The 21,044-nt window shown below is 39.3% G+C and carries 18 protein-coding genes and 1 tRNA gene; 16 read left to right on the top strand and 3 right to left on the bottom strand.

Annotated elements, in window-relative coordinates; genetic code table 11:
* Positions 1-2 precede the first annotated feature (2 nt).
* The 8 genes from C5N92_RS09575 to C5N92_RS09540 all read left to right on the top strand — a co-directional run bounded on the left by C5N92_RS09575 (position 3) and on the right by C5N92_RS09540 (position 8,008).
* Positions 3-791 (top strand): hypothetical protein, encoded by a 789-nt coding sequence (locus C5N92_RS09575; protein ID WP_111750629.1) that lies wholly within the window; start codon positions 3-5, stop codon positions 789-791.
* Positions 792-994: 203 nt separating this feature from the next.
* Positions 995-1,081 (top strand) — tRNA-Leu (locus C5N92_RS09570).
* A 219-nt stretch (positions 1,082-1,300) separates the two neighbouring features.
* Positions 1,301-2,758 (top strand): ammonia-forming nitrite reductase cytochrome c552 subunit, encoded by a 1,458-nt coding sequence (gene nrfA, locus C5N92_RS09565; protein WP_111750628.1) that lies wholly within the window; start codon positions 1,301-1,303, stop codon positions 2,756-2,758.
* 20 nt (positions 2,759-2,778) lie between these two features.
* Entirely contained in the window at positions 2,779-3,414 is a 636-nt protein-coding gene (gene nrfB / locus C5N92_RS09560; protein ID WP_111750627.1) for a cytochrome c nitrite reductase pentaheme subunit, read from the top strand.
* On the top strand, positions 3,411-4,091 hold the full coding sequence (nrfC, locus tag C5N92_RS09555; protein WP_111750626.1) for a cytochrome c nitrite reductase Fe-S protein: 681 nt from the start codon (positions 3,411-3,413) through the stop codon (positions 4,089-4,091). Before nrfB ends, nrfC begins: the two co-directional genes overlap by 4 nt.
* A complete protein-coding gene (nrfD, locus tag C5N92_RS09550; protein ID WP_111750625.1) occupies positions 4,088-5,041 on the top strand; it encodes a cytochrome c nitrite reductase subunit NrfD in 954 nt (317 codons plus the stop codon). The genes nrfC and nrfD overlap by 4 nt, the downstream gene beginning before the upstream one ends.
* 196 nt (positions 5,042-5,237) lie before the next feature.
* The gene (locus tag C5N92_RS09545; protein WP_245898313.1) at positions 5,238-7,034 is read left to right on the top strand and encodes an LTA synthase family protein; all 1,797 of its coding nucleotides are present in this window, start codon (positions 5,238-5,240) and stop codon (positions 7,032-7,034) included.
* A gap of 116 nt (positions 7,035-7,150) precedes the next feature.
* A complete protein-coding gene (locus tag C5N92_RS09540) occupies positions 7,151-8,008 on the top strand; it encodes a phosphoribosylaminoimidazolesuccinocarboxamide synthase (RefSeq protein WP_111750623.1) in 858 nt (285 codons plus the stop codon).
* Between the two features lie 54 nt (positions 8,009-8,062).
* On the opposite strand, the gene C5N92_RS09535 is transcribed toward C5N92_RS09540, so the two are convergent.
* Positions 8,063-8,752: a pirin family protein gene (locus C5N92_RS09535; RefSeq protein WP_111750622.1), complete on the bottom strand. Its 690-nt coding sequence runs from the start codon at positions 8,750-8,752 to the stop codon at positions 8,063-8,065.
* Positions 8,753-8,957: 205 nt separating this feature from the next.
* Here C5N92_RS09535 and C5N92_RS09530 point away from each other — a divergent pair, with 205 nt between their 5' ends.
* Together C5N92_RS09530 and map are read left to right on the top strand one after the other, a co-directional pair.
* On the top strand, positions 8,958-9,632 hold the full coding sequence (locus C5N92_RS09530; protein ID WP_111750621.1) for a 7-cyano-7-deazaguanine/7-aminomethyl-7-deazaguanine transporter: 675 nt from the start codon (positions 8,958-8,960) through the stop codon (positions 9,630-9,632).
* Positions 9,633-9,767: 135 nt separating this feature from the next.
* A complete protein-coding gene (map, locus tag C5N92_RS09525; protein ID WP_111750620.1) occupies positions 9,768-10,574 on the top strand; it encodes a type I methionyl aminopeptidase in 807 nt (268 codons plus the stop codon).
* Positions 10,575-10,668: 94 nt separating this feature from the next.
* Here map and C5N92_RS09520 read toward each other — a convergent pair whose 3' ends face one another.
* Positions 10,669-12,051 carry a Do family serine endopeptidase gene (locus C5N92_RS09520; RefSeq protein WP_111750619.1) on the bottom strand — a complete coding sequence of 461 codons (1,383 nt, stop codon included), beginning with the start codon at positions 12,049-12,051 and terminating at the stop codon, positions 10,669-10,671.
* 311 nt (positions 12,052-12,362) lie between these two features.
* On the opposite strand from C5N92_RS09520, the gene C5N92_RS09515 reads away from it, so the two are divergent.
* The 5 genes from C5N92_RS09515 to C5N92_RS09490 all read left to right on the top strand — a co-directional run bounded on the left by C5N92_RS09515 (position 12,363) and on the right by C5N92_RS09490 (position 19,114).
* Positions 12,363-13,706 carry a cytochrome ubiquinol oxidase subunit I gene (locus C5N92_RS09515; protein ID WP_111750618.1) on the top strand — a complete coding sequence of 448 codons (1,344 nt, stop codon included), beginning with the start codon at positions 12,363-12,365 and terminating at the stop codon, positions 13,704-13,706.
* Position 13,707: 1 nt separating this feature from the next.
* Positions 13,708-14,712: a cytochrome d ubiquinol oxidase subunit II gene (gene cydB / locus C5N92_RS09510; RefSeq protein WP_111750617.1), complete on the top strand. Its 1,005-nt coding sequence runs from the start codon at positions 13,708-13,710 to the stop codon at positions 14,710-14,712.
* A 366-nt stretch (positions 14,713-15,078) separates the two neighbouring features.
* Entirely contained in the window at positions 15,079-16,476 is a 1,398-nt protein-coding gene (locus tag C5N92_RS09500; protein WP_111750616.1) for an aminotransferase-like domain-containing protein, read from the top strand.
* A 185-nt stretch (positions 16,477-16,661) separates the two neighbouring features.
* Entirely contained in the window at positions 16,662-18,254 is a 1,593-nt protein-coding gene (locus C5N92_RS09495; protein ID WP_111750615.1) for a carbon starvation CstA family protein, read from the top strand.
* Between the two features lie 53 nt (positions 18,255-18,307).
* Positions 18,308-19,114: a TatD family hydrolase gene (locus C5N92_RS09490; protein WP_111750614.1), complete on the top strand. Its 807-nt coding sequence runs from the start codon at positions 18,308-18,310 to the stop codon at positions 19,112-19,114.
* A gap of 112 nt (positions 19,115-19,226) precedes the next feature.
* Here C5N92_RS09490 and C5N92_RS09485 read toward each other — a convergent pair whose 3' ends face one another.
* Positions 19,227-19,904, bottom strand: coding sequence for a phosphoribosyltransferase family protein (locus C5N92_RS09485; protein ID WP_111750613.1), 678 nt, complete (start codon positions 19,902-19,904; stop codon positions 19,227-19,229).
* A gap of 194 nt (positions 19,905-20,098) precedes the next feature.
* Here C5N92_RS09485 and C5N92_RS09480 point away from each other — a divergent pair, with 194 nt between their 5' ends.
* Positions 20,099-20,908 carry a Cof-type HAD-IIB family hydrolase gene (locus tag C5N92_RS09480; RefSeq protein ID WP_111750612.1) on the top strand — a complete coding sequence of 270 codons (810 nt, stop codon included), beginning with the start codon at positions 20,099-20,101 and terminating at the stop codon, positions 20,906-20,908.
* The last annotated feature ends 136 nt before the right edge of the window (positions 20,909-21,044 follow it).

Genomic DNA, 21,044 nt, shown 5'->3' with positions numbered 1-21,044 from the left:
AAATGAAAAAATTAGGACTTGCGTTATTACTAGGGAGTTTGTCATTCTCCGCTTTTGCTAATAATAGCAATGTGATTGATGGTTCCTCAGATCCTATCGTGTTAGTAGGGGAAAGTGCGGCTAAACCTATCTATATCAACGATGAGTATAATAACTTAGAGTTTGATGAGATTATTCGTGGGTATTCAACTTATTTAGAAAATGATCGTGAGTTGAATGAAGAAGTGATTAACAGTTGGATTAGTAACGACTTACTTAAGCCTCTAGCGAATAAATTTGAAGAAAAACGGAATCCTACCTACTATTTGGACAATGCTAAAGTATTAGAGCCTATACTGAATAAGTTCATGACGTCTAATTTTCTTATTGCGAATCAAGAACTTAATATGTCAGTTAAGTTCACAGATTATGATATGGATAAAGAGCTTTTATTGTTAAAGCCTTGGTCAATAGCAAAACCTTGGCATTCTGAAGTTAAAAATTGTAATCAGATAGCTCTTGTTCCTGGTAAAGACATTGATGATGACATTTCTGCATATATCCAATTAGATATTGACGAATGCCCTTATGTAAAAATGTCTCTTAGTGTGGCTGAAAAATTATGGGGTAGTAATCCAAATGGAAAATACCCTTTTAGGTTAGTAGTATATGGGCAAGGGAATGGAACAGAAGATGATTGTTCTTTCCATAAATGCATGAAGCTTATTCCTAAGCAAGCTAAGTTTATATTACATAATGATGGCGTAGAAATTTGGGAAACGAAAGATGTTATTTTCAAAGTAAATGACTAGCATTCTAGGCCAGCTAATAAAATGTAGGGAGTCTTGTGTTAGCCTCCCTTTTTTTGACTGGTTTATATTCAAGATGTCTAAATTTTATTTACTTAATTCAAACCACTCAAAAAAGTTCTTGCAGAATTCTATCAGAACAAATATCATATTTCCTGTCATTCAGTGCTACTGAATGACAATGAACAATTCAATTTTATATTGATGCCCGAGTGGCGGAATCGGTAGACGCAAGGGATTTAAAATCCCTCGCCTTTCGGGGCGTGCCAGTTCAAGTCTGGCCTCGGGCACCATATGCAATCTAAGATAGCACCTAAAGGTGCTTTTTTTATATCTAAAATTTCTGTTTCTCCTAAATTTGATTTAGTTCAAAGTTTTGTAACTTTTTTTATGAATTTCCTAGTAAATCTATCAGGTTTTTAATATTCTCAATCCCAAATATTTTCACTATCTTATTGTTTTTAAATAAGAAATATTATCATTTGTAGTACTATCAATTGTGGGAGTCTCGTATGAAACGAGTAAGCAAAATGCTGAAAAATAGCCTTGTTGCGACAATGGCGATGTTGGGGTGTATCCATTCTGCTGTAGCAGGGGAAGCGAAAGAATTTGAACCTGCTAAACCTGAAGTGAAAATTGAGTCTGCAAACCATAAATTTGCAGAACTTTATCCGCTTCAGTATCAATCTTGGGCTGCGACAGGGGAGTCAAAAGAGATCACCAGTGCGTTGGAAGAAGATCCACGCTTAGTCATTCTTTGGACTGGATATGCTTTCTCTAAAGACTATAACAAGCCACGTGGTCACTTCTATGCGGTGACTGATGTGCGTAATATTTTACGTACAGGCGCACCTATGGAGCCAGATGCAGGTCCTCAACCAATGGCGTGTTGGGCGTGTAAAAGTCCTGATGTACCGCGTATGATCGCTGAAAAAGGCGAAGTTGGCTATTTTGACGCAAAATGGGCGAAATATGGCTCAGAAATCGTCAATCCTATCGGTTGTGCAGACTGTCACGATACCACTTCTCAAGAATTTAAAGACGGTAAGGCGGCATTAAATATCGCTCGTCCACACGTTTTGCGTGCGTTAGATGTCATCGGTTGGAAATTTGACGGCTTAGATAAACACGGCAAACGTGCGGCGGTTTGTTCAAACTGTCACGTTGAATACTACTTTGCGGGTAAAGAGAAAGCGGTAACTTTCCCGTGGGATAAAGGCGTTGATGTGGATAGCATTGAGAAATACTTTGATGAAATCAAATTCACCGACTGGGTTCACGGTTTGTCAAAAGCACCAATGCTCAAAGCACAACACCCTGACTTTGAGACTTGGGCGTTAGGTACTCACGGTAAAAATGGCGTGACTTGTATCGACTGCCATATGCCGAAAGTGGAAACCAAAGACGGCAAAGTTTATACCGATCACAAAATCGGCAATCCGTTTGATAACTTTGAACACACTTGTAAAACCTGTCACGAACAGAGCAAAGAGAGTTTACAAGCTCGTGTGAAAGAGCATAAAAAACAAATTAAAGACGTAATGGGGCGTTTAGAAGATCAACTTGTGAAAGCACACTTTGAAGCGAAAAAAGCGTGGGAAGTCGGTGCAACTGAAGAAGAAATGAAAGATGCATTACAAGCAATTCGTCACGCTCAATGGCGTTGGGACTACTCTGCAGCGGGTCACGGCGGTCATATGCACGCACCTGATGTGATTCTTCACGTTCTTGGCACGGGCTTAGATCGTGCGGCAGATGCACGTACTAAACTTGCGGTTATCTTAACCAAACACGGTGTACAAACTCCAATTGAGTTCCCTGATATTTCAACAAAAGAGAAAGCACAAAAAGTCGTCGGCATTGACTTTGACAAAGAAAAAGCAGCGAAAGAAGAATTCTTACGTACTGTAGTACCACAATGGGAAAAAGAAGCGAAAGAGAAAGGCTTATTACCTGCGGATGCAAAATAATTTGCTAAGTTGAGGCGACTATGAAACATATTTTCTCAAAAGTTGGGCGAATGATCGCTCTACAAGCGGTCACTTTAGTGAGTTTTTTTGCAATTTCTTCAAATGCGTTGGCAGAAATGCCAGCGCAGCCACAGCCGATTTGGACAAATCCATTGGATAATGTGGATGGAGCGACCATTGCGAAAGACTCTCGCCGTGATCCAAATACTTACTGTGTGAACTGTCACGGTCACCTTTCCCGTTTTAAACATGAAGGTAAACACTTCCAGAAAGATACCGTTAGCCCAAACAATGGCAAACCGCTCAACTGTGTTAGTTGTCACGGCAACATTTCTGAAAACCACCGTAAAGGCGTGAAAGATGTGATGCGTTTCAATGCTCACGGTAAAGCAAGAAATCCAGCCTTAGAGCGTTCTGTTGATGAGCAAAATCAAGTCTGTTTTGCTTGTCATAGCCCTGAGAAGCTGCGTGAAAAATTCTGGGCGCACGACACCCATGCAAATAAAATTGCTTGTGTGAACTGCCACAAACTTCACCCAGAAATAGAGCCGATGAAAGCGACCGAATCTAAACAACGTGTCAAACTCTGTGTGGATTGCCATACGGAAGTACACAAAGGTACCTTCAAAAAAGCAGAAGCTAAGGAGCAAAAATGAGTTGTTCCCGTCGAGATTTTATCTCAGGGGCGGGGGCAGTAATCGCTGTGGCAGGTACAACAGGGCTTGCCACAAGCTCGCTCTCTCTTGCAACTGAGAAAGAAAGTAAAACCATTCGCTATGCGATGCTACACGATGAACAAGCCTGTATCGGCTGTACAGCCTGTATGGACGCTTGCCGTGAAACGAATAAGGTTCCCGAAGGCGTTTCTCGTTTGGAGATCATCCGTAGCCAACCGTATGGCGAATTTCCTAACGTCAAATATGAGTTTTTCCGTCAATCGTGCCAGCATTGTAGCAACGCCCCTTGTGTGAGTGTTTGCCCAACAGGTGCATCGTTTATCGACAAAGCGACTGGTATTGTAGATGTGAATCCTAATTTATGTGTAGGATGTTCTTACTGTATTGCCGTTTGTCCATATCGTGTACGTTATATTGAGCCAGTCAAGAAAACGGCTGATAAATGTAACTTCTGTCGTGATACCAATTTAGCACAAGGCAAGCAGCCTGCTTGCGTAGAAAGTTGCCCGACGAAAGCATTAACCTTTGGCGATCTCAATGATCCAAATAGCGATATTTCTCGTTTACTCAAAGAGAAACCGACTTATCGAACTAAAGTGGAATTAGGCACAGATCCACAGCTTTATCATATTAAAAGAGAAGGGGTGACATCATGAATGAATATGTACCATTCCAAACCCCGAATTTAGTATGGGATTCAACCATTGCGATCTATCTCTTTTTATTAGGGATCTCCGCAGGTTCAACTTTACTTGCCGTATTGTATAAACGCCAAGCCAAATTAGCCGATCCAAGCCAAAGTTGGATGATTCGTACAATGGCGATTTTATCACCTGTTGCCACTATCATTGGCTTGACCTTGCTGATCTTCCACTTGGCTCGTCCGTGGACATTCTGGTATTTGATGTTCAATTATCAGTTTGACTCAGTAATGTCTATGGGGGTAATGCTGTTCCAAGTATTTATGGCGGTATTGGTTGTTTGGTTGGCGATTATCTTTAAAAACTGGTTAAGCGGTTTTGGCTTTATCCCAAAATTTGTGTTTGGCTTAATTGATATTGCTGCAAAATTTACTTCGTTAATTGAAATCTTCTTAATCTTCCTATCTCTTGCGTTAGGGGCTTATACAGGTTTCTTATTATCGGAGTTAATTAGCTACCCAATGCTCAACAACCCTGTGCTACCTGTATTGTTCTTAGCTTCAGGGACATCGTCAGGTATTGCCGCATTACTGGTTGCGATTTTAATCGTTGGTAAAGTTGCCGTAGAGAGCCACGAAGTGCATTTTTTACACAAGTTTGAAAAGCCAGTGGCGATCATTGAAATGTTACTCTTAGCAGGCTTCTTTGCTTACCTTTATTCCAAAGGCGGACAAAGTGCTGTCGCAGCAGATAATGCCTTAACCTTATCAGGCTACTGGGGCAAAATGTTCTGGTTTGGCGTTGTTGCTATTGGTTTGGTGATCCCAATGATTTTGAATCTTGTATCACCAGCGAAGCTTAAACACCAAAAAGGCTTTATTCTATTCCTTGCAACCTTAGGGTTAATCGGCGTACTCTGTTTACGTTACTTTGTACTCTATGCAGGACAGATGACAATCGCTTAATATGCCTTATGACAAGCGGTACGATCTTGCAAATTTTTTGCAAAATCGTACCGCTTGCTTTTTTTACTTGTTGATCAGTTTTATAATACCCCGAATTTAGTTGCGGGATTATGTTATGACATTTATTGCTTTACCTTTAAAGATTATCTTTTTTTCTCTCTTTTCTTTCTTTTTATGTCGTTTTGCACTTTATTTTATGTACCCGAGCTACTTTTTACCACTTAGTGCAAGTGAAGTAGTACAAGGCTTCGTTAAAGGTGTGCAATTTGACAGCGCGACAACCATGCTATTTTTATCTCCAGTATTGGTTCTATTAAGCTTACCGTTAAGTTGGATTCAGAAATCAACCGTAAGAATAATGCTATCTTGTGTTGCTGGGTTTATATTACTAGGGATGCTGATTTACTGTTTGAGTGATTTGGCTTATTTTGGTGAAGTACAGCGTCATATTGGTTCTGAAGTATTAAACATTTCTGCAGATAAAGCTGCTTTAGTTGAAATTGCATTTAGCTCCCGTTTAGAACATACCATTTATGCATTCGTCTTTTTGACGATGTTAGCTCTTCTTTGGTATGTGATCATTATTCGCCCATTAAAGAAATCAATAAATTTATCTTCATCTTGGGTGATTAAAATCTTTGCATGGCTAGGATTAGCACTTTTATACTTCATTTTATTCAGAGGGTTCATTTTAACGAGCCGTCCAATTAATTTGAGTGATGCATTTTCTGGTAGCAAGTTACAACAAGCTAATCTATCGTTAAATCCTGTCTATATGAGCTATAGAGAGATTAAAAATCGTCTAAACCAAAAACCTTTGAATTATGTATCTTCGCAAGAGTTGCAATCTTTTGCAAAAAATAATCCGCTTGTTTTTCAATGGCACCATCCACTTAATCAACCAACGAAGAAAAATCTTGTACTCATTTTGTTAGAAAGTTGGAGCTATAAATATATTGATGGGTTAAGTGGTAGCCAACATAAAGTAACTCCATTTATGGATAGCCTTATTTCAAAATCTCAGGTTTGGGATAATTATTATGCCGCAGGGCAACGCAGTATTATCGGTATTCAGGCGATTTTATCTTCATTACCAGCATTACCAAATCAACCTACTTTAGGTTTTGGTTTAGAGCTGAAACAGATGAGCAAAATTGCTGATATTGCAAACCAGTATGACTATCGCACAATTATGATGCAATCATCTGCAAGACGCTCTTTTCATATGGACAGCATTGCCAATGCATTAGGATTTCAGGAATATTACGGAAAAGAAGATGTTCCCCTACTTAGAGAATATCCCCAAGAGCAGCCAAGATTTGGGTGGGATTACGATGCGTTGCAGTTTTTTAGTCAGGTAATTAACAAAAAGAACCAACAACCATTTTTTGCATTTATGTTTACAGGAACAACGCATGAACCTTTTCCTAATATTGGAAAAGAATTTGAGTTATATCCACATGATGCTAAAAATGAGTATGGTTTCTTAAATACATTAAAATATAGCGATTGGGCTTTAGAACAATTTATGAAGGAAGCAGAAAAACAAGAATGGTATAAAAATACGATTTTTATTTTTACCGCAGATCATACATTGAATGCAGAAAGTGATGAGTCATTGCCTGAAAAATTCCATATTCCTTTAGTCATTTATACACCAGATGGTTCTCTAACGCCAAAAAGAGAACAACGATTAGCATCGCAATATGACCTATTTCCTTCTATTATGGATTTATTAGGTTTTAACCAACCTATCTACACTTATGGGAAGTCACTGTTTTCTGAAGAACATAATGAGCAAATTATGTTAAATCAAGGTGATGTAATGGGCATGGTTACATCCCGAAATTGGTTGGGTTTCACGGAACAAGGTATTCAAATAAAAGCAAAAGCATTAACAGCAGAAGATAACCAATCTTATGAGAATTTGAAGCTCAAAATGCAGTTTGCTGATCAGCTATTGAGAGAAAATCGTTGGGATAAATCTCATTAATTGTAGAAGAGTATAATGTACGGTTATCAACGATAAATTATTTTAATGATAAATAGCAAACGTTTGCGTAAGTTGCTATAATTTGCTCGTTTTAATTACTCTACAGGAATACCGCCATGCAAATCAGCCTAAAAAAAATCTATTCAGGTAAAGTTCGTGATCTTTATGAAATTGATGACAAACGTATGTTAATGGTTGCAACTGATCGCTTGTCTGCTTTCGATGTGATTTTGGATGATCCGATTCCACGCAAAGGTGAAATTTTGACTCAAATTTCAAATTTCTGGTTCAATAAATTGGCTGATATTATGCCGAATCATTTTACAGGTGATTCTGTGTTTGATGTATTGCCAAAAGAAGAAGCTGAAGCAATTCAGTATAGAGCCGTTGTGTGTAAGCGTTTAACGCCAGTTAAAATTGAGTCTATTGTGCGGGGATATTTAACGGGAAGTGGTTTAAAAGATTATCAAAAAACAGGCACGATTTGTGGGTTAACATTGCCAGAAGGTTTAATTGAAGCAAGTAAGTTACCTGAGCCAATTTTTACGCCGTCGAGTAAGGCTGAAGTAGGTGATCATGATATTAATATCAGCTACGCCGAGTGCGAGCGTCAAATAGGTGCTGAACTTGCAGCAAAAGTACGTGATGTTGCAATTAGGTTATACAAAGAAGCTGCAGATTATGCTTTAACTAAAGGGATTATTATCTGCGACACGAAATTTGAATTCGGTTTAGATGAAAATGGCGTATTGACTTTAATGGATGAAGTGTTAACCCCTGATTCTAGCCGTTTTTGGTCAGTAGAAACCTATCAAGAAGGTACAAATCCGCCGTCGTTTGATAAACAATTTATTCGTGATTGGTTAGAAAATAGCGGTTGGAATAAACAAGCACCAGCCCCTCGTGTTCCTGTTGATATAATTGAAAAGACGGTAGCAAAATATCAAGAAGCGTTAGATTTATTAACGAAGTAATAGACAAGCGGTAAGATCTTTGCAAAATTTTGCAAGGATCTTACCGCTATATTGTTAGACTAAATCAAAAAGCAAAAATTCTACATCACTTTGTGTGGTCACGTTTAGTAAATCTTCATGCTGAATACCTAGAGCATCGCTTGTATTTAAGTTTACGCCATTTACCGTTAAACTGCCTTTAACAACTTGTAGCCAATAGCGTCGTTCAGGATTTAGCACAAGACTTTCTGATTTCTTTTCGCTATATTGATAGCGCCAAAGTTTCATGTCTTGATAGACTTTGAATGAACCTTCATCAGCAGTTGGCGATAAAATTAAGGTTTTCCCTTCTTTATCTTCGAATTTCCCTTGAGCATAACGAGGTTGGATATTTTTTTCATTCGGAATAATCCAAATTTGGTACAGATGTAATGTTTCATCAATACTTGGATTGATTTCAGAATGATAAATACCAGAACCTGCAGACATAATTTGAAATTCGCCCGCTTTCACTTCTGTTTGGTTTCCCATACTGTCTTTGTGTGCAACACGTCCATTTAATACATAAGTTAATATTTCCATATCTTTATGTGGATGCATGCCAAATCCATTATTCGCAGCAATGAAATCTTCATTAATGACTCGTAGGTGTGAAAAATGGATATATTTTGGATCGTAATAATTAGCAAAAGAGAAGGTATGGTAGCTTTCTAACCAATCGAAAGATCCGTCGCCTCGCTCATTTGCTTTGCGTAGTTGTAACATCATTTTCTCCTTGTTTATTCTTTCTAGACAGTTTACGTGAATGGTGTATAAGATAAAGTGACTAATTGTAGATAAATTATTTACTTAAAAGAGATAATGTTAAATTTACTTGACCTTTATATATTGTTCAGTATCATTTCGCCCCCTATTATCATTTTGGGTTCCCTCACCCCAACTAACCAAACTTTAAATAAAAAGGAATCGTATGAACGTTATTGACTATTTTTCTGACGCTCAGAAGCGTCGCTCATTGCTATTACTTTCCCTGTTCCATATTTTTATTATTACGATCAGTAATTATTTGGTACAAATTGCTTTTGAAATTCCAATTCCATTTACTGAAAGTAACATTCCAACAACATGGGGAACTTTTACCTTTCCATTTATCTTTTTAGCTACAGATTTAACGGTGAGAGTTTTTGGCGCAAACCTTGCTCGTAAAATTATTTTAGCTGTGATGCTTCCTGCATTAATTGTCAGCTATGTTATTTCTGTTATTTTCTTTGAAGGACAATTTCAAGGATTTGCAACGCTGAGCGAATTTAATAGCTTTGTTTTTCGTATTGCATTAGCAAGTTTTGCAGGCTATGTGGTTGGACAGCTGATGGATATTTTCGTCTTTAACCGTTTACGTCAGGGTAAAACTTGGTGGCTTGCACCAGCATGTTCAACCATTTTTGGTAGTCTCATTGATACTTTTGTCTTTTTTGCTGTAGCGTTCTATCGTAGTAGCGATGAATATATGGCAGAACACTGGTTTACTATTGGTACGGTTGACTATGCTTTTAAACTCTTTGTGAGTTTGCTACTTTTCCTTCCACTTTATGGATTATTACTTAATTTCTTGATTAAAAAGTTTAATTTATCTGTCGTTAAGTAATCATTTACAAGCGGTAGTATCTTGCGGATATTTTAACAAATATTACATACCAACTAACCGCTTGTGTAATAGCGATGAATTATCGATATAAAGAGAGTATAATCTTTTTGATATTAACTTTGATGAGATGTAAAAATGAAAAATATTCCTATCCGAACTGAAGCTGAAATTGAAAAGTTACGTGTTGCTTGTAAGCTTGCTTCTGATATTTTAGTCATGATTGAGCCTTACGTAAAAGAAGGTGTTACTACAGGGGAGCTAGATCGTATTTGTCATGAATATATTGAGAAAGAGCAACAGGCAATCCCCGCTTGTTTAGGATATCATGGATACCCAAATGCAACCTGTATCTCTTTAAATGAAGTAGTTTGTCACGGTATCCCTCACCCTGATAAAAAACTTAAAAAAGGTGATATCTTGAATATTGATGTGACAGTCATTAAAGATGGCTATTTTGGTGATAACTCAAAAATGTATGTTGTGGGTGAACCAAGTATCAAAGATAAACGCTTGTTAGAAGTGACATTAGAATCTCTTTATATTGCTTTACGTACAGTCAAACCTGGCATTCGCTTAAATCAAATTGGTAAAGTTATTCAGCAATATGCTGAAAAAGAAGGGTTTTCTGTTGTTCGTGAATATTGCGGACATGGTATTGGCGATCAATTCCACAGTGATCCACAGGTATTACATTACTATGCCGATGATGAAGGTGTAATTTTACAAGAAGGCATGGTATTTACTATTGAGCCAATGATTAATGCGGGTAAGAAAGAGATTCGCTTAATGGGAGATGGCTGGACCGTGAAAACGAAAGACCGTAGTCATTCTGCACAATATGAACACCAAATTGTGATCACCAAAGATGGCTGTGAAGTGATGACAATCCGTGATGAAGAAATTGCATCAGGTCGAATTCAACGTTTTATGAAAAACGTGTAATAGCAGAGAGTTCTACATATAAATCAAAAGGGTTGGCAGTAATTATTAATGCCAACCCTTTTATCTATTTCTAGAATTACTACATAATATCGAATTACTGAATAATCACGTAGAAGTTAGAACCGTCACGCAGAATGTTTAGGGCAATCGCTGATGGTTTTGAATCTAGAATTTTACGTAGCTCGCCTAAATTCTCGACGGCTTGACGGTTTACACCGACAATCACATCACCTTTTTTAAACCCTCTAGATTCTGCCATAGAACCTTTTTCTACCTTGGCAATTTCAACACCTTTGATGCCTTTTTCATCATAGTTAGCTAATTCAGCGCCATTTAAGGTTGGTAATAGACTTTTGGCACTTGTTTTACTTTGCTCATCTGATTGTAATGTGACTTTTACATTACTTTCTTTACCGTCACGTAAATAGGTTAGCTCAATTTCTTTACCTGCACCGGTAGTCGCTACTTTCGCTCTTAATTCAGAGAAACTACGAACTTTTTGTCCATTTAATACGGTAATTACATCGCCTGCTTTTAAGCCCGCTTTCGCTGCGGCAGATTCAGGCATTACTTCACTTACAAAAGCCCCTTGTTGTGCATTAACATCAAAGGCTTTAGCTAGGTCAGCATTTAATTCACCGCCTTTAATGCCAAGCAATCCACGTTTTACTTCACCAAATTCAATAATTTGTTGAACAAGGTTATTTGCCATATTGCTTGGAATCGCAAAGGCAATACCTGCATTACCACCACTTGGAGAAATAATCGCAGTATTAATACCGATCAACTCACCATTTAAATTAATTAACGGACCACCTGAGTTCCCGCGGTTTACAGCAGCATCAGTTTGGATATAGCTTTCATAGCCTTCATCCGTATTACCTGTTGAACGACCGAGTGCCGAAACAATCCCTGAAGTGACCGTTTGACCTAATCCAAATGGGTTACCAATTGCAACGGTGAAGTCACCAACACGTAATTTATCTGAATCAGCGATTTTAATTTCGGTTAAATCTTTTGGGTTTTCTACTTGAATAAGTGCAACATCAGACATTGGATCTGCACCAACTAATTTTGCTTTAAACTCACGCCCATCTTCAAGTTTTACGGTAATTTTATCTGCATTATCAATGACGTGGTTATTTGTAACAACATAACCTTTACTTGCGTTAATAATTACGCCTGAACCTTCTCCCTTAAACTGGCGTGGTGCACCACCATCTCTAAACATTTCAGGTCCGAAGAAAAATTCAAATTCTTCTGGCATATTTGGTCTTGTTTCTGATGCCTTTGTTTTTCCTTCAACTGCAATACTGACAACAGCAGGGCGCACTTTTTCTAACATAGGGGCAAGGCTTGGTACAGCTTGACCATCTACAACATTAGGTAAATTTGCTTGCGCTAACATTGGTGTTGCAAATACGCTTAATCCGAGAACTAAAGAAGTTAAAAGTGATTTTTTCATCATAATTTTCATTGATATTTCCTTTATTAATCATTTGTATTTATACGAGTTAGCTGTGTTGTAACTCGTGTAATTTAAGACAGAAAAACTTTTTTTCAGTTCCTAAAGGGAAGATTGAAAGTTCATAATTTAAACAAATCGAATTGTTATATATTGATTTGTAAAATTTTATCGATAACTGACCGCTTGTAATTATAACAGATTTTCTTATTTAGGTTTATTTATGACATCTGTTATAGTTTTTGTGCCAAAATGTGTATCTTATCCTTTTAAGTGAATTTTCATAGAATGCCCACCTATTTTTCTACAAAGGGTTGATTTCTATGGATCTCGGACTTACGGCGTTAATGTTAGCTCGTATTCAGTTTGCATTTACCGTCTCTTTTCATATTATTTTTCCAGCCACTTCCATTGGCTTGGCAAGTTTTTTGGCGTTTTTGGAGTGGCGTTGGCTTAGAACAAGCGATCCGATTTATAAGGATTTATACAAATTTTGGTTAAAAATCTTTGGGATTGCCTTTGGTATGGGCGTGGTGTCGGGCATTGTGATGAGCTACCAGTTTGGTACGAACTGGAGTGAATTTTCACGCATTGCAGGCAGTGTTACAGGGCCTTTGCTGACCTATGAAGTCTTAACCGCATTTTTCTTGGAAGCGGGTTTTTTAGGCATTATGTTGTTTGGTTGGGGACGTGTTAGCCCGAAAGCACATTTTGGGGCAACCTTGATGGTGGCGATTGGTACCTGTATTTCGATGTTTTGGATTTTATCGTCAAACAGCTGGATGCAAACGCCACAAGGGTTCCGTATTGAAAATGGCATTGTCGTACCTGAAGATTGGTGGGCAATTGTGTTTAACCCGTCTTTCCCTTATCGCTTTGCTCATATGGCAGTAGCGGCGTTTTTAGTGTCGGCGTTATTGGTGGTTGGCACAGCAGGCTGGCATTTGTTGCGTGGTCGCCGAGATCAACTGATTAAAAAATCCTTTTCTTATGGTTTGTGGATGGTGTTAGTCACTTCGGTTGCTCAAGTGTTTGTTGGGGATATGCACGGCTTAAATACCTTAAAACATCAGCCAGCTAAACTAGCGGCGATTGAAGGGCATTGGAACACAAACCACGATCACGCTATGCCATTGTTGCTTTTCGCTGTTCCGGATATGGAACAAGAAAAAAATCACTTTGAAATTGGCGTACCGAATTTAGGCAGTATCATTTTGACCCACAGTTTAGATGGTAAAGTCACGGGATTGAAAGAGTTCGCCCCTGAAGATCGCCCAAATGTGCCAATTGTGTTCTGGAGCTTTCGAGTGATGGTTGGCTTGGGTATGTTGATGGTGTTGATGTCTTTAACGGCACTTTATTTAAGAAAACGCAGCCGCCTTTATGAAACAAAATGGTTCCACCGCTTCACCTTTTTGATGACCCCGTCAGGCTACATTGCGTTATTAGCCGGTTGGGTAACCACTGAAGTCGGTCGCCAGCCGTGGTTGATTTACGGTTTAATGCGAACCAAAGATGGCTTATCGCATACGGTTTCTGCTGATCAGGTCGGTTTAACACTGATTATTTTTGTGATTACCTATACGATTATTTTCGGCTGTGGCATTTTCTATATGCTCAGAATGTTATGGAAAGGCCCTGAAATGATTTACTCAAAGGAGCAATAAGATGATAGATACCGCACTGATTTGGTTTTTAATTATTGGGCTGGGCTTGCTGATTTATGTGGTGTTAGACGGCTTTGATTTAGGCATTGGCATTCTCTTTCCATTTGTGAAAAAAGAGCAAGAACGCGATGTGATGATGAATACCGTTGCCCCTGTTTGGGACGGCAATGAAACGTGGATGGTTCTTGGCGGAGCAGGGCTTTATGCGGCATTTCCTGTGGTTTATGCCACCGTGTTATCGGCCCTCTATATTCCGATTAGCTTAATGGCGATCACGCTGATTTTTCGTGGCGTGACCTTTAAATTTCGCTCGAAATCGGTCAATAACAAAAAGTGGTGGGATTACTCTTTTATCTTCGGCTCAACGTGCTCAAGTTTTTTGCAAGGGGTGATTTTAGGGGCGATTATTCAAGGCATTGAAACCACAAACGGTATCTATTCAGGCGGAACCTTTGACTGGCTCACGCCGTTTACGCTCTTTACTGGCGTTGGTGTGGTGGTGATGTATGCCACACTCGGCTGTGCGTGGCTGATTTTTAAAACCGAAGGCGATTTACAGCAGACAATGTTCCGCATTATGCCAAAAGTTACGGCTCTCTTATTTGCGGTTTTTGTGGTCGTGTTGATTGTCTCGCCGATAATTGAACCTAATTTTGCACAACGTTGGTTTGAACAGCCGAATGTGATTTACTTTGCGATGATGTTGATTGCAACATTGGCAATTTTTTGGCTACTTCTGACCGCTTGTAAACAACGCCACGACAAAAAGCCGTTTATCTACACCTTTTTGTTACTGCTCTTGGCTTTTATCGGTTTTGTGTTAAGTCTCTTTCCTTACATTATTCCGCCAACGGTGGATATTTGGCAAGCTTCTGCACCACGTTCAAGTCAGATGTTTGCCTTGGTTGGTGCAGGGATTTTTATTCCGATTATTTTGGGCTATACGATTTTATCTTACTGGGTCTTTAGGGATAAAGTACGTATTGGCGATGAAGGCTATCATTGATGGAGAAAACGATGAAACTGAGCTCAACACAATGGTTTATTCTACTTTGGCTAACCGGTTTTGTAGGATTGGGCGTGATTGCCGGTTTGTTTAAAATGATGATGAAGTTGGCGTATTAGGAATATTAAAAATAGGGGGCATTTGATTGATTTGCCCCTTTTTGTTTATTTGTGATATGGTGAGCGACTACAATTACGATATTATGTAGTAGTTGCATAAAACTCAGAAAAGCTTGTAGGGGCGGGGTTTATCCCCGCCCGAAATAACCTCAATATTTAACGGGCGGGGATAAACCCCGCCCCTACGTAGTCTTTGTGCAACTGCTACATAATGCCGTACAATTAAATGAATACCCCTTGTCGTTAAATGTATAAATACAGCAAACTTACTCAACATCTTAAACAGCTTATTGAACGTGGCGAATTAAAGCCACACGACAAACTGCCGTCTTTGCGCGATCAAGTGGCGCGTTCGGGCTTAAGTTTAATGACAGTGCTGAATGCTTATCAAGAGCTGGAAGCCCAAGGGCTGATCTATTCCGTGCAGAAAAGCGGTTACTTTGTTGCTCCGTTTTACCAAAGCCGTACGCAACCTAAAATCCCCCGTGAAATCACGGTTACTCAGCAGATCGAAATCAATTCCCTTGTTTTTCAGTATTTAAAATCGATCCAATCCCCCGAGATCGTACCGCTTGGTTCGCCCTTTCCTAGCCACGAATATCTCAATCCGCCTAAATTGTTACAAATTCTCAGTCGTTTAAGCCGAGATCAACAGATGTTTGAACCACAAACCGCGCTCACGGCTAACTTGGCATTGCGAAAACTAATCGCTCAGCGTTACACCCTGCAAGGCATTCCAACATTGGCGGATGAAATTGTCATTACTTCAGGTTGTATGGACGCACTCAATTTAACCTTACAAGCCTTTACCCAACAAGGCGACTACATTTTGCTACAACAAACGGTGTTTTATGGGGCGTGGCAAATTGCGGAAAAACTCGGCTTGAATGTGGTAACCTTGCCCGATCACCCAAACGGCATTGATGTTGCCGCCTTTGAACAAGCCCTACAACGTTATCCAATCAAAGTCTGTTGGCTTATGCTCAATTGCCATAATCCGCTTGGGTTTACTGTTTCAACTGAAATCAAACAGCAAATCGGCGACTTGTTGGAACAGTATCAAGTTCACCTGATTGAAGACGATGTTTATCAAGAACTCTATTATCGGGGCGAAAAACCGCTACCGATGAAAGCCTTTGACCGCCAAAATTGGGTGTTACACTGTTCGTCTTTTTCCAAAATTTTAGGGGCAAATTTCCGTATAGGTTGGGTTCATGCAGGGCAATTTGCCGATAAAATTGAACATCTGCAACTGATGAGTACCATTTCAGCGAACACACTGCTTCAGCAAGCGTTGGTGGAATTTATTTCAAATCACCATTATGAAAAACACCTTCGCATGCTCAGACGACAGCTAGAAAAAAATAAAAAGCAATTTCTTAGCTATTTACAACAGCATTTACCAAAAGATTGCCAAATCGACTATCACCCAAGCGGTTATTTTCTTTGGATTTCGCTACCAGAGCGGTTAGATAGTATGCAAATTTACCGGGCATTGCTGGAAGAAAAAGTGAGTATTAGCCCGAGTGAACTCTTTACACTATCGTCTACCTATACTAAGGGATTGAGAGTGAATTGCTCTTTTTTATGGACAGAAGATCTCAAAAATGCATTGCAAAAATTGGTGAAAATTATACGAATATAGTGGTTATAAATAAGTGTCGTTTTGTGTAACTGCTACATAATATCGAATAAGTGTGTAAGTGAATTGTGACTATTGTCACATTTTCTATAAGTGCTTTAACAATCCGATTTACTTCATTTACATAAATAATTAGAATACATCGCCATTTGGCATGATTAGCAAATTATAGATTATAGGATTCCATTATGTTGTGGTTTTTATTCTGTGTCGCCGTCTTAGTTCTAGGGTACTTTGTTTACGGCAAGATCATTGAAAAGATCTTCGTTATTAACCCGAAAAAAGCAACGCCTGCTTATACCATGCAAGATGGTGTTGACTATGTGCCAATGTCGAAAAAGCGTATTTGGCTTATTCAGTTATTAAACATTGCGGGTACAGGTCCAATCTTTGGTCCGATCCTTGGTGCGTTATACGGACCAGTGGCAATGCTTTGGATTGTATTAGGTTGTATTTTCGCTGGTGCAGTACACGACTACTTCTGTGGTATGTTAAGTGTGCGTAATGGCGGTGCATCAATGCCTAACTTGGCGGGTAAATATTTAGGTCGTCCTGTTAAAGCATTTATCAACCTTTTAGCGGTTGTATTACTCCTTCTTGTTGGTGTGGTATTCGTTGCAAGTCCAGCTCAATTATTAAGTACAATTACTGTTGATGTATTTGGCTCTTCTGGCGGTACGTTGTCTTTAAACAATGCGGAAGAAATTGCACAAACTGCAACTGCAGCGGCAAGTAATATCACTGTATGGGGTATGGATAAACCAACAGTTATTGCGGTTTGGACAGCAATCATCTTTGGTTACTACATTCTTGCAACTTTACTTCCTGTTGACAAAATTATCGGTCGTATTTATCCGTTCTTCGGTGCACTACTTTTATTTATGTCAATCGGTATGGTATATGGTTTAGTGACAAGCCATTTCAGCGTGACTGATCCAGTCGATTTCTTCCGTACAGTAGATGGCATGAGCTTCGAGAAGTTCTTTGAAAACTTCCAAGTGAAAGGTGATGTACCAATTTGGCCTTTATTATTCTTAACAATCTCTTGTGGCGCATTATCAGGCTTCCACGCAACACAAACTCCGTTAATGGCTCGTTGTGCTGAAAATGAAAGCGAAGGTCGTTTTATTTTCTACGGTGCGATGATTGCTGAAGGTGTGATTGCGTTAATCTGGTGTATGGTTGGTTTAGCATTCTATGAAAACCCACAAGCGTTACAAGATGCGATTGCAGCAGGTTCACCATCTAAAGTTGTTTACGACTCATCACTCTACTTCTTAGGCTTTGTGGGTGGTATCTTTGCGGTATTAGGTGTGGTTGTATTACCAATCACTTCTGGTGATACAGCATTCCGTGCAGCACGTTTAATCATTGCTGAATTCTTTAAAATTGAGCAGAAAAGTTTTGCTAAACGTTTAATGATCTGTCTTCCATTGTTTGTCATTGGTTTTATTGTGTCAAAAATCGACTTCAGTATCTTATGGCGTTACTTCACTTGGGCAAACCAAACGACAGCAATGGTCATGTTATGGACAGCAGCTGCGTACTTATATCGCTATAATAAATTCCACTGGGTATGTACTATTCCAGCGGCATTTATCAGTACTGTTTCATTCACTTTCCTTGCATACAACAAAATCGGCTTCGGCTTAGATTATGAATTATCTGTATGGATTGGTTTAGGTCTAACAGCTGCATGTTTAGTGGCATTCTTCACCATGTTAAAACCATTAGGTAAAGAAGACCCAGATATTTATGTTGATGATACAACAAAAGCATAATCTAAATGAATGTTGTGAGGGGCGAGTTTTCGCCCCTTATTTTTAGGAATAAAATGCGTTTCTTTGATACCCATACCCATCTAGACTATCTTGCTCAAGATCTTAATCTTTCGGTTTCACAATTGGTTATTAATGCCAAAGCAGAAAAGGTAGAACGTATTCTTATTGTTGCGATTTCTGCAAACAATTTCGCAGATGTAACCGCTTGTAGTCAGGCTGAACCAAACCATATTGCCTATGGCTTAGGGCTTCATCCCCTTTATATTGCAGAGCACCAGCGAGAAGATTTGGATTTGCTAGAGAGTTGCCTTAATCGTCGAGATCCCCATTGTACCGCTATTGCCGAAATCGGTTTAGAACGTGCCGTTGAAGCGGTTTGTACCCCTGAATTGTGGCAGAAGCAGTGCGAGTTTCTCGAAGCTCAACTGGCATTTGCCAAGCGGTACGATTTACCGGTCAATTTACATTCTCGCAAAAGCCACGATCAACTTTTTGTCTTTCTCAAAAAAGCCAAACTCGCTCGAACAGGCGTGGTACACGGATTTGCAGGCAGTTATGAACAGGCTAAACGTTTTGTTGATCTCGGTTATAAAATCGGCGTAGGAGGTACAATCACTTATGCAAGGGCAAACAAAACTCGTGAAGCAATTCGCAAATTACCGCTAGAAAGTCTACTGCTTGAAACCGATGCCCCTGATATGCCTGTGTTTGGCTATCAAGGACAACCCAACCGCCCCGAGCGTTTAGCGGTCAGTTTTCAAGCTTTATGTGAATTACGGGCAGAAAGCCCTGAGCTAATCGCTGAAACGATTTGGGGGACGAGTGAGAGGTTGTTTTGGCTAAGGGAAACAAGAACGTAAAATCAATGTAGGGACACACTGCGTGTGTCCGCCTAATTTAACTTTGGCGTAAAGGGAATTTTCAGTGGACACACGCAGTGTGTCCCTACATCTTTTTTTATTGACTTGTCCCCTAAGCTCTCGCCAACGTCCAAACCTGAATCTCTTTCACCCCTTGCTTCAGCAATTCAGCACAAATAGCGTTAATCGTAGAACCTGTAGTGACCACATCATCAACAAGGGCAACTCGTTGGTAAGGTTGTTTAGGTTGATATACAAAAGCATTACGCAAATTTCGTCGCCGTTCTTGTTCAGTTAATTCTCGTTGTGGCGATGTGGCACGAATACGTTGTAAACTGTGGAGATCTAACGGTAAATTGAGCCATTTTGCTAAATATTGAGCCAAAAGACCCGCTTGATTGTATCCCCGTTGCCATTCTCGTTGCCAATATAACGGCACGGGAAAAATCACGTCTGGCAAGATCAGTTGATGCGTTCTCCTTGCTTGATAAATTGCCAGTAATAGCAGCCTTGCTAATGGCTGATCGAGCCAATACTGTTGCTGAAATTTAAAGCGGTGGATCCATTCCGTAAGCGGTGGTTTATAGTCTGCAATTTGCACAATATGATGCCATTTTGGTTCATCTTTCAAACAATTGCCACAGTAATTGTGATCGCTCAACAATAAACTACCACAACTACCACAGTAGCTGTGGCGGGCTAACAAGGCATTACAACGGCTACAAATACCGTGTGATGCTATTGCCAGTTTTCGTTGGCAGTGGATGCATCGAAAATCTCCTAGGTTCATTTTTCCCCCTTTATTTTCTTTGAACTCTATCAAGTTTTTCGAGAGAAAATAGAGGAATTTTTGTGACATAGATCGAAAAAAGAGTAGAATTTATTTATGATTGTTGATAATTCAGTTGTAGGGACACACTGAGTGTGTCCGTATATATTTTTTATTAATAAAAACAGGACATTGCAACAATAAAAGGAGATGTTATGCAAAAGCCCAATGCCCCAATCAAAATTGTCTTTTTTGATATTGATGAAACTTTATACTACAAAAAAGAGACCCGTATTCCCCTTTCCATTTCTGAACAAGTATTGCCACGTTTAAGAGCCAAAGGGATTATCCCAGCAATTGCCACAGGTAGAACTTATGGTGCTTTTCCGAAAGAATTAAAACCTCTGATGAATGAGCAAGGTTTTGATCTGTTTGTGACAACTAATGGGCAATACAATTTGTATCAAGATCAGGTCATCAGTGAATATCCGCTTTCGACTGAACGTATTGAACGAATGTTGGAAAAACTCAAAGCGCTGAGCATTGAATATGCTTTTGTGACTGCAGAGCAGATCGCTGTGTCTAAAAATACCGCCGAAGTGGAAGAGTCACTTCGCCCGATTAAAGACGATTATATTGTCGATCCGAATTTCTATTTGGACCACGCTGTGATTCAACTGTTGGCATTTTTCCCCCAAGAAAGAACCGATGAAGTGGTGCGCTCAGGGATTTTAGAAGATGATCTAAAAGAAGTCCGTTGGCATAAACATTCAGTCGATCTGCTTAATAAAAACAACTCAAAGGCGGTAGGGATTCAAGATGTGCTCAACCATTTTGGCTTTGGGATTGAAAATGCAATGGCGTTTGGAGACGGTTTAAATGATCTTGAAATGATTTCGACTGTTGGCTTTGGTGTCGCAATGGGAAATGCCGAAGAAGAGCTGAAAGCCGTTGCAGACTATGTGACTTTACCGATAGAGCAAGATGGGATTTTAGATGCGTTGGAGAAACTGGATATTATTTAGTTTGAGTGCTGATTTTTAGATATCTTTGTACAAATATGGTTATCCCGTTTTCAATAATGTTTGATTATGGTATAGTTACAACTTTAATAATTAGCGTCTCATTCTCATTCAGAATGATAATAATGTAGCCCAAGAA

Origin of the sequence: Glaesserella australis, from assembly GCF_003260095.1 — a bacterium.
Classification (GTDB): domain Bacteria; phylum Pseudomonadota; class Gammaproteobacteria; order Enterobacterales; family Pasteurellaceae; genus Glaesserella; species Glaesserella australis.
The sequence above is the reverse complement of the archived record's forward strand: the minus strand, read 5'-3'. Positions and strand labels throughout refer to the sequence as shown.

What these genes read in the sequence shown, in the direction of transcription:
- C5N92_RS09545 (WP_245898313.1), top strand. Translation starts at nt 5,238, where the DNA reads ATGTACCCGAGCTACTTTTTACCACTTAGTGCAAGTGAAGTAGTACAA.
- nrfB (WP_111750627.1), top strand. Translation starts at nt 2,779, where the DNA reads ATGAAACATATTTTCTCAAAAGTTGGGCGAATGATCGCTCTACAAGCG.
- C5N92_RS09540 (WP_111750623.1), top strand. Translation starts at nt 7,151, where the DNA reads ATGCAAATCAGCCTAAAAAAAATCTATTCAGGTAAAGTTCGTGATCTT.
- C5N92_RS09520 (WP_111750619.1), bottom strand. Translation starts at nt 12,051, where the DNA reads ATGAAAATTATGATGAAAAAATCACTTTTAACTTCTTTAGTTCTCGGA.
- C5N92_RS09530 (WP_111750621.1), top strand. Translation starts at nt 8,958, where the DNA reads ATGAACGTTATTGACTATTTTTCTGACGCTCAGAAGCGTCGCTCATTG.
- nrfD (WP_111750625.1), top strand. Translation starts at nt 4,088, where the DNA reads ATGAATGAATATGTACCATTCCAAACCCCGAATTTAGTATGGGATTCA.
- C5N92_RS09500 (WP_111750616.1), top strand. Translation starts at nt 15,079, where the DNA reads ATGTATAAATACAGCAAACTTACTCAACATCTTAAACAGCTTATTGAA.
- C5N92_RS09490 (WP_111750614.1), top strand. Translation starts at nt 18,308, where the DNA reads ATGCGTTTCTTTGATACCCATACCCATCTAGACTATCTTGCTCAAGAT.
- C5N92_RS09495 (WP_111750615.1), top strand. Translation starts at nt 16,662, where the DNA reads ATGTTGTGGTTTTTATTCTGTGTCGCCGTCTTAGTTCTAGGGTACTTT.
- C5N92_RS09480 (WP_111750612.1), top strand. Translation starts at nt 20,099, where the DNA reads ATGCAAAAGCCCAATGCCCCAATCAAAATTGTCTTTTTTGATATTGAT.
- nrfA (WP_111750628.1), top strand. Translation starts at nt 1,301, where the DNA reads ATGAAACGAGTAAGCAAAATGCTGAAAAATAGCCTTGTTGCGACAATG.
- C5N92_RS09515 (WP_111750618.1), top strand. Translation starts at nt 12,363, where the DNA reads ATGGATCTCGGACTTACGGCGTTAATGTTAGCTCGTATTCAGTTTGCA.
- map (WP_111750620.1), top strand. Translation starts at nt 9,768, where the DNA reads ATGAAAAATATTCCTATCCGAACTGAAGCTGAAATTGAAAAGTTACGT.
- C5N92_RS09485 (WP_111750613.1), bottom strand. Translation starts at nt 19,904, where the DNA reads ATGAACCTAGGAGATTTTCGATGCATCCACTGCCAACGAAAACTGGCA.
- C5N92_RS09535 (WP_111750622.1), bottom strand. Translation starts at nt 8,752, where the DNA reads ATGTTACAACTACGCAAAGCAAATGAGCGAGGCGACGGATCTTTCGAT.
- nrfC (WP_111750626.1), top strand. Translation starts at nt 3,411, where the DNA reads ATGAGTTGTTCCCGTCGAGATTTTATCTCAGGGGCGGGGGCAGTAATC.
- cydB (WP_111750617.1), top strand. Translation starts at nt 13,708, where the DNA reads ATGATAGATACCGCACTGATTTGGTTTTTAATTATTGGGCTGGGCTTG.
- C5N92_RS09575 (WP_111750629.1), top strand. Translation starts at nt 3, where the DNA reads ATGAAAAAATTAGGACTTGCGTTATTACTAGGGAGTTTGTCATTCTCC.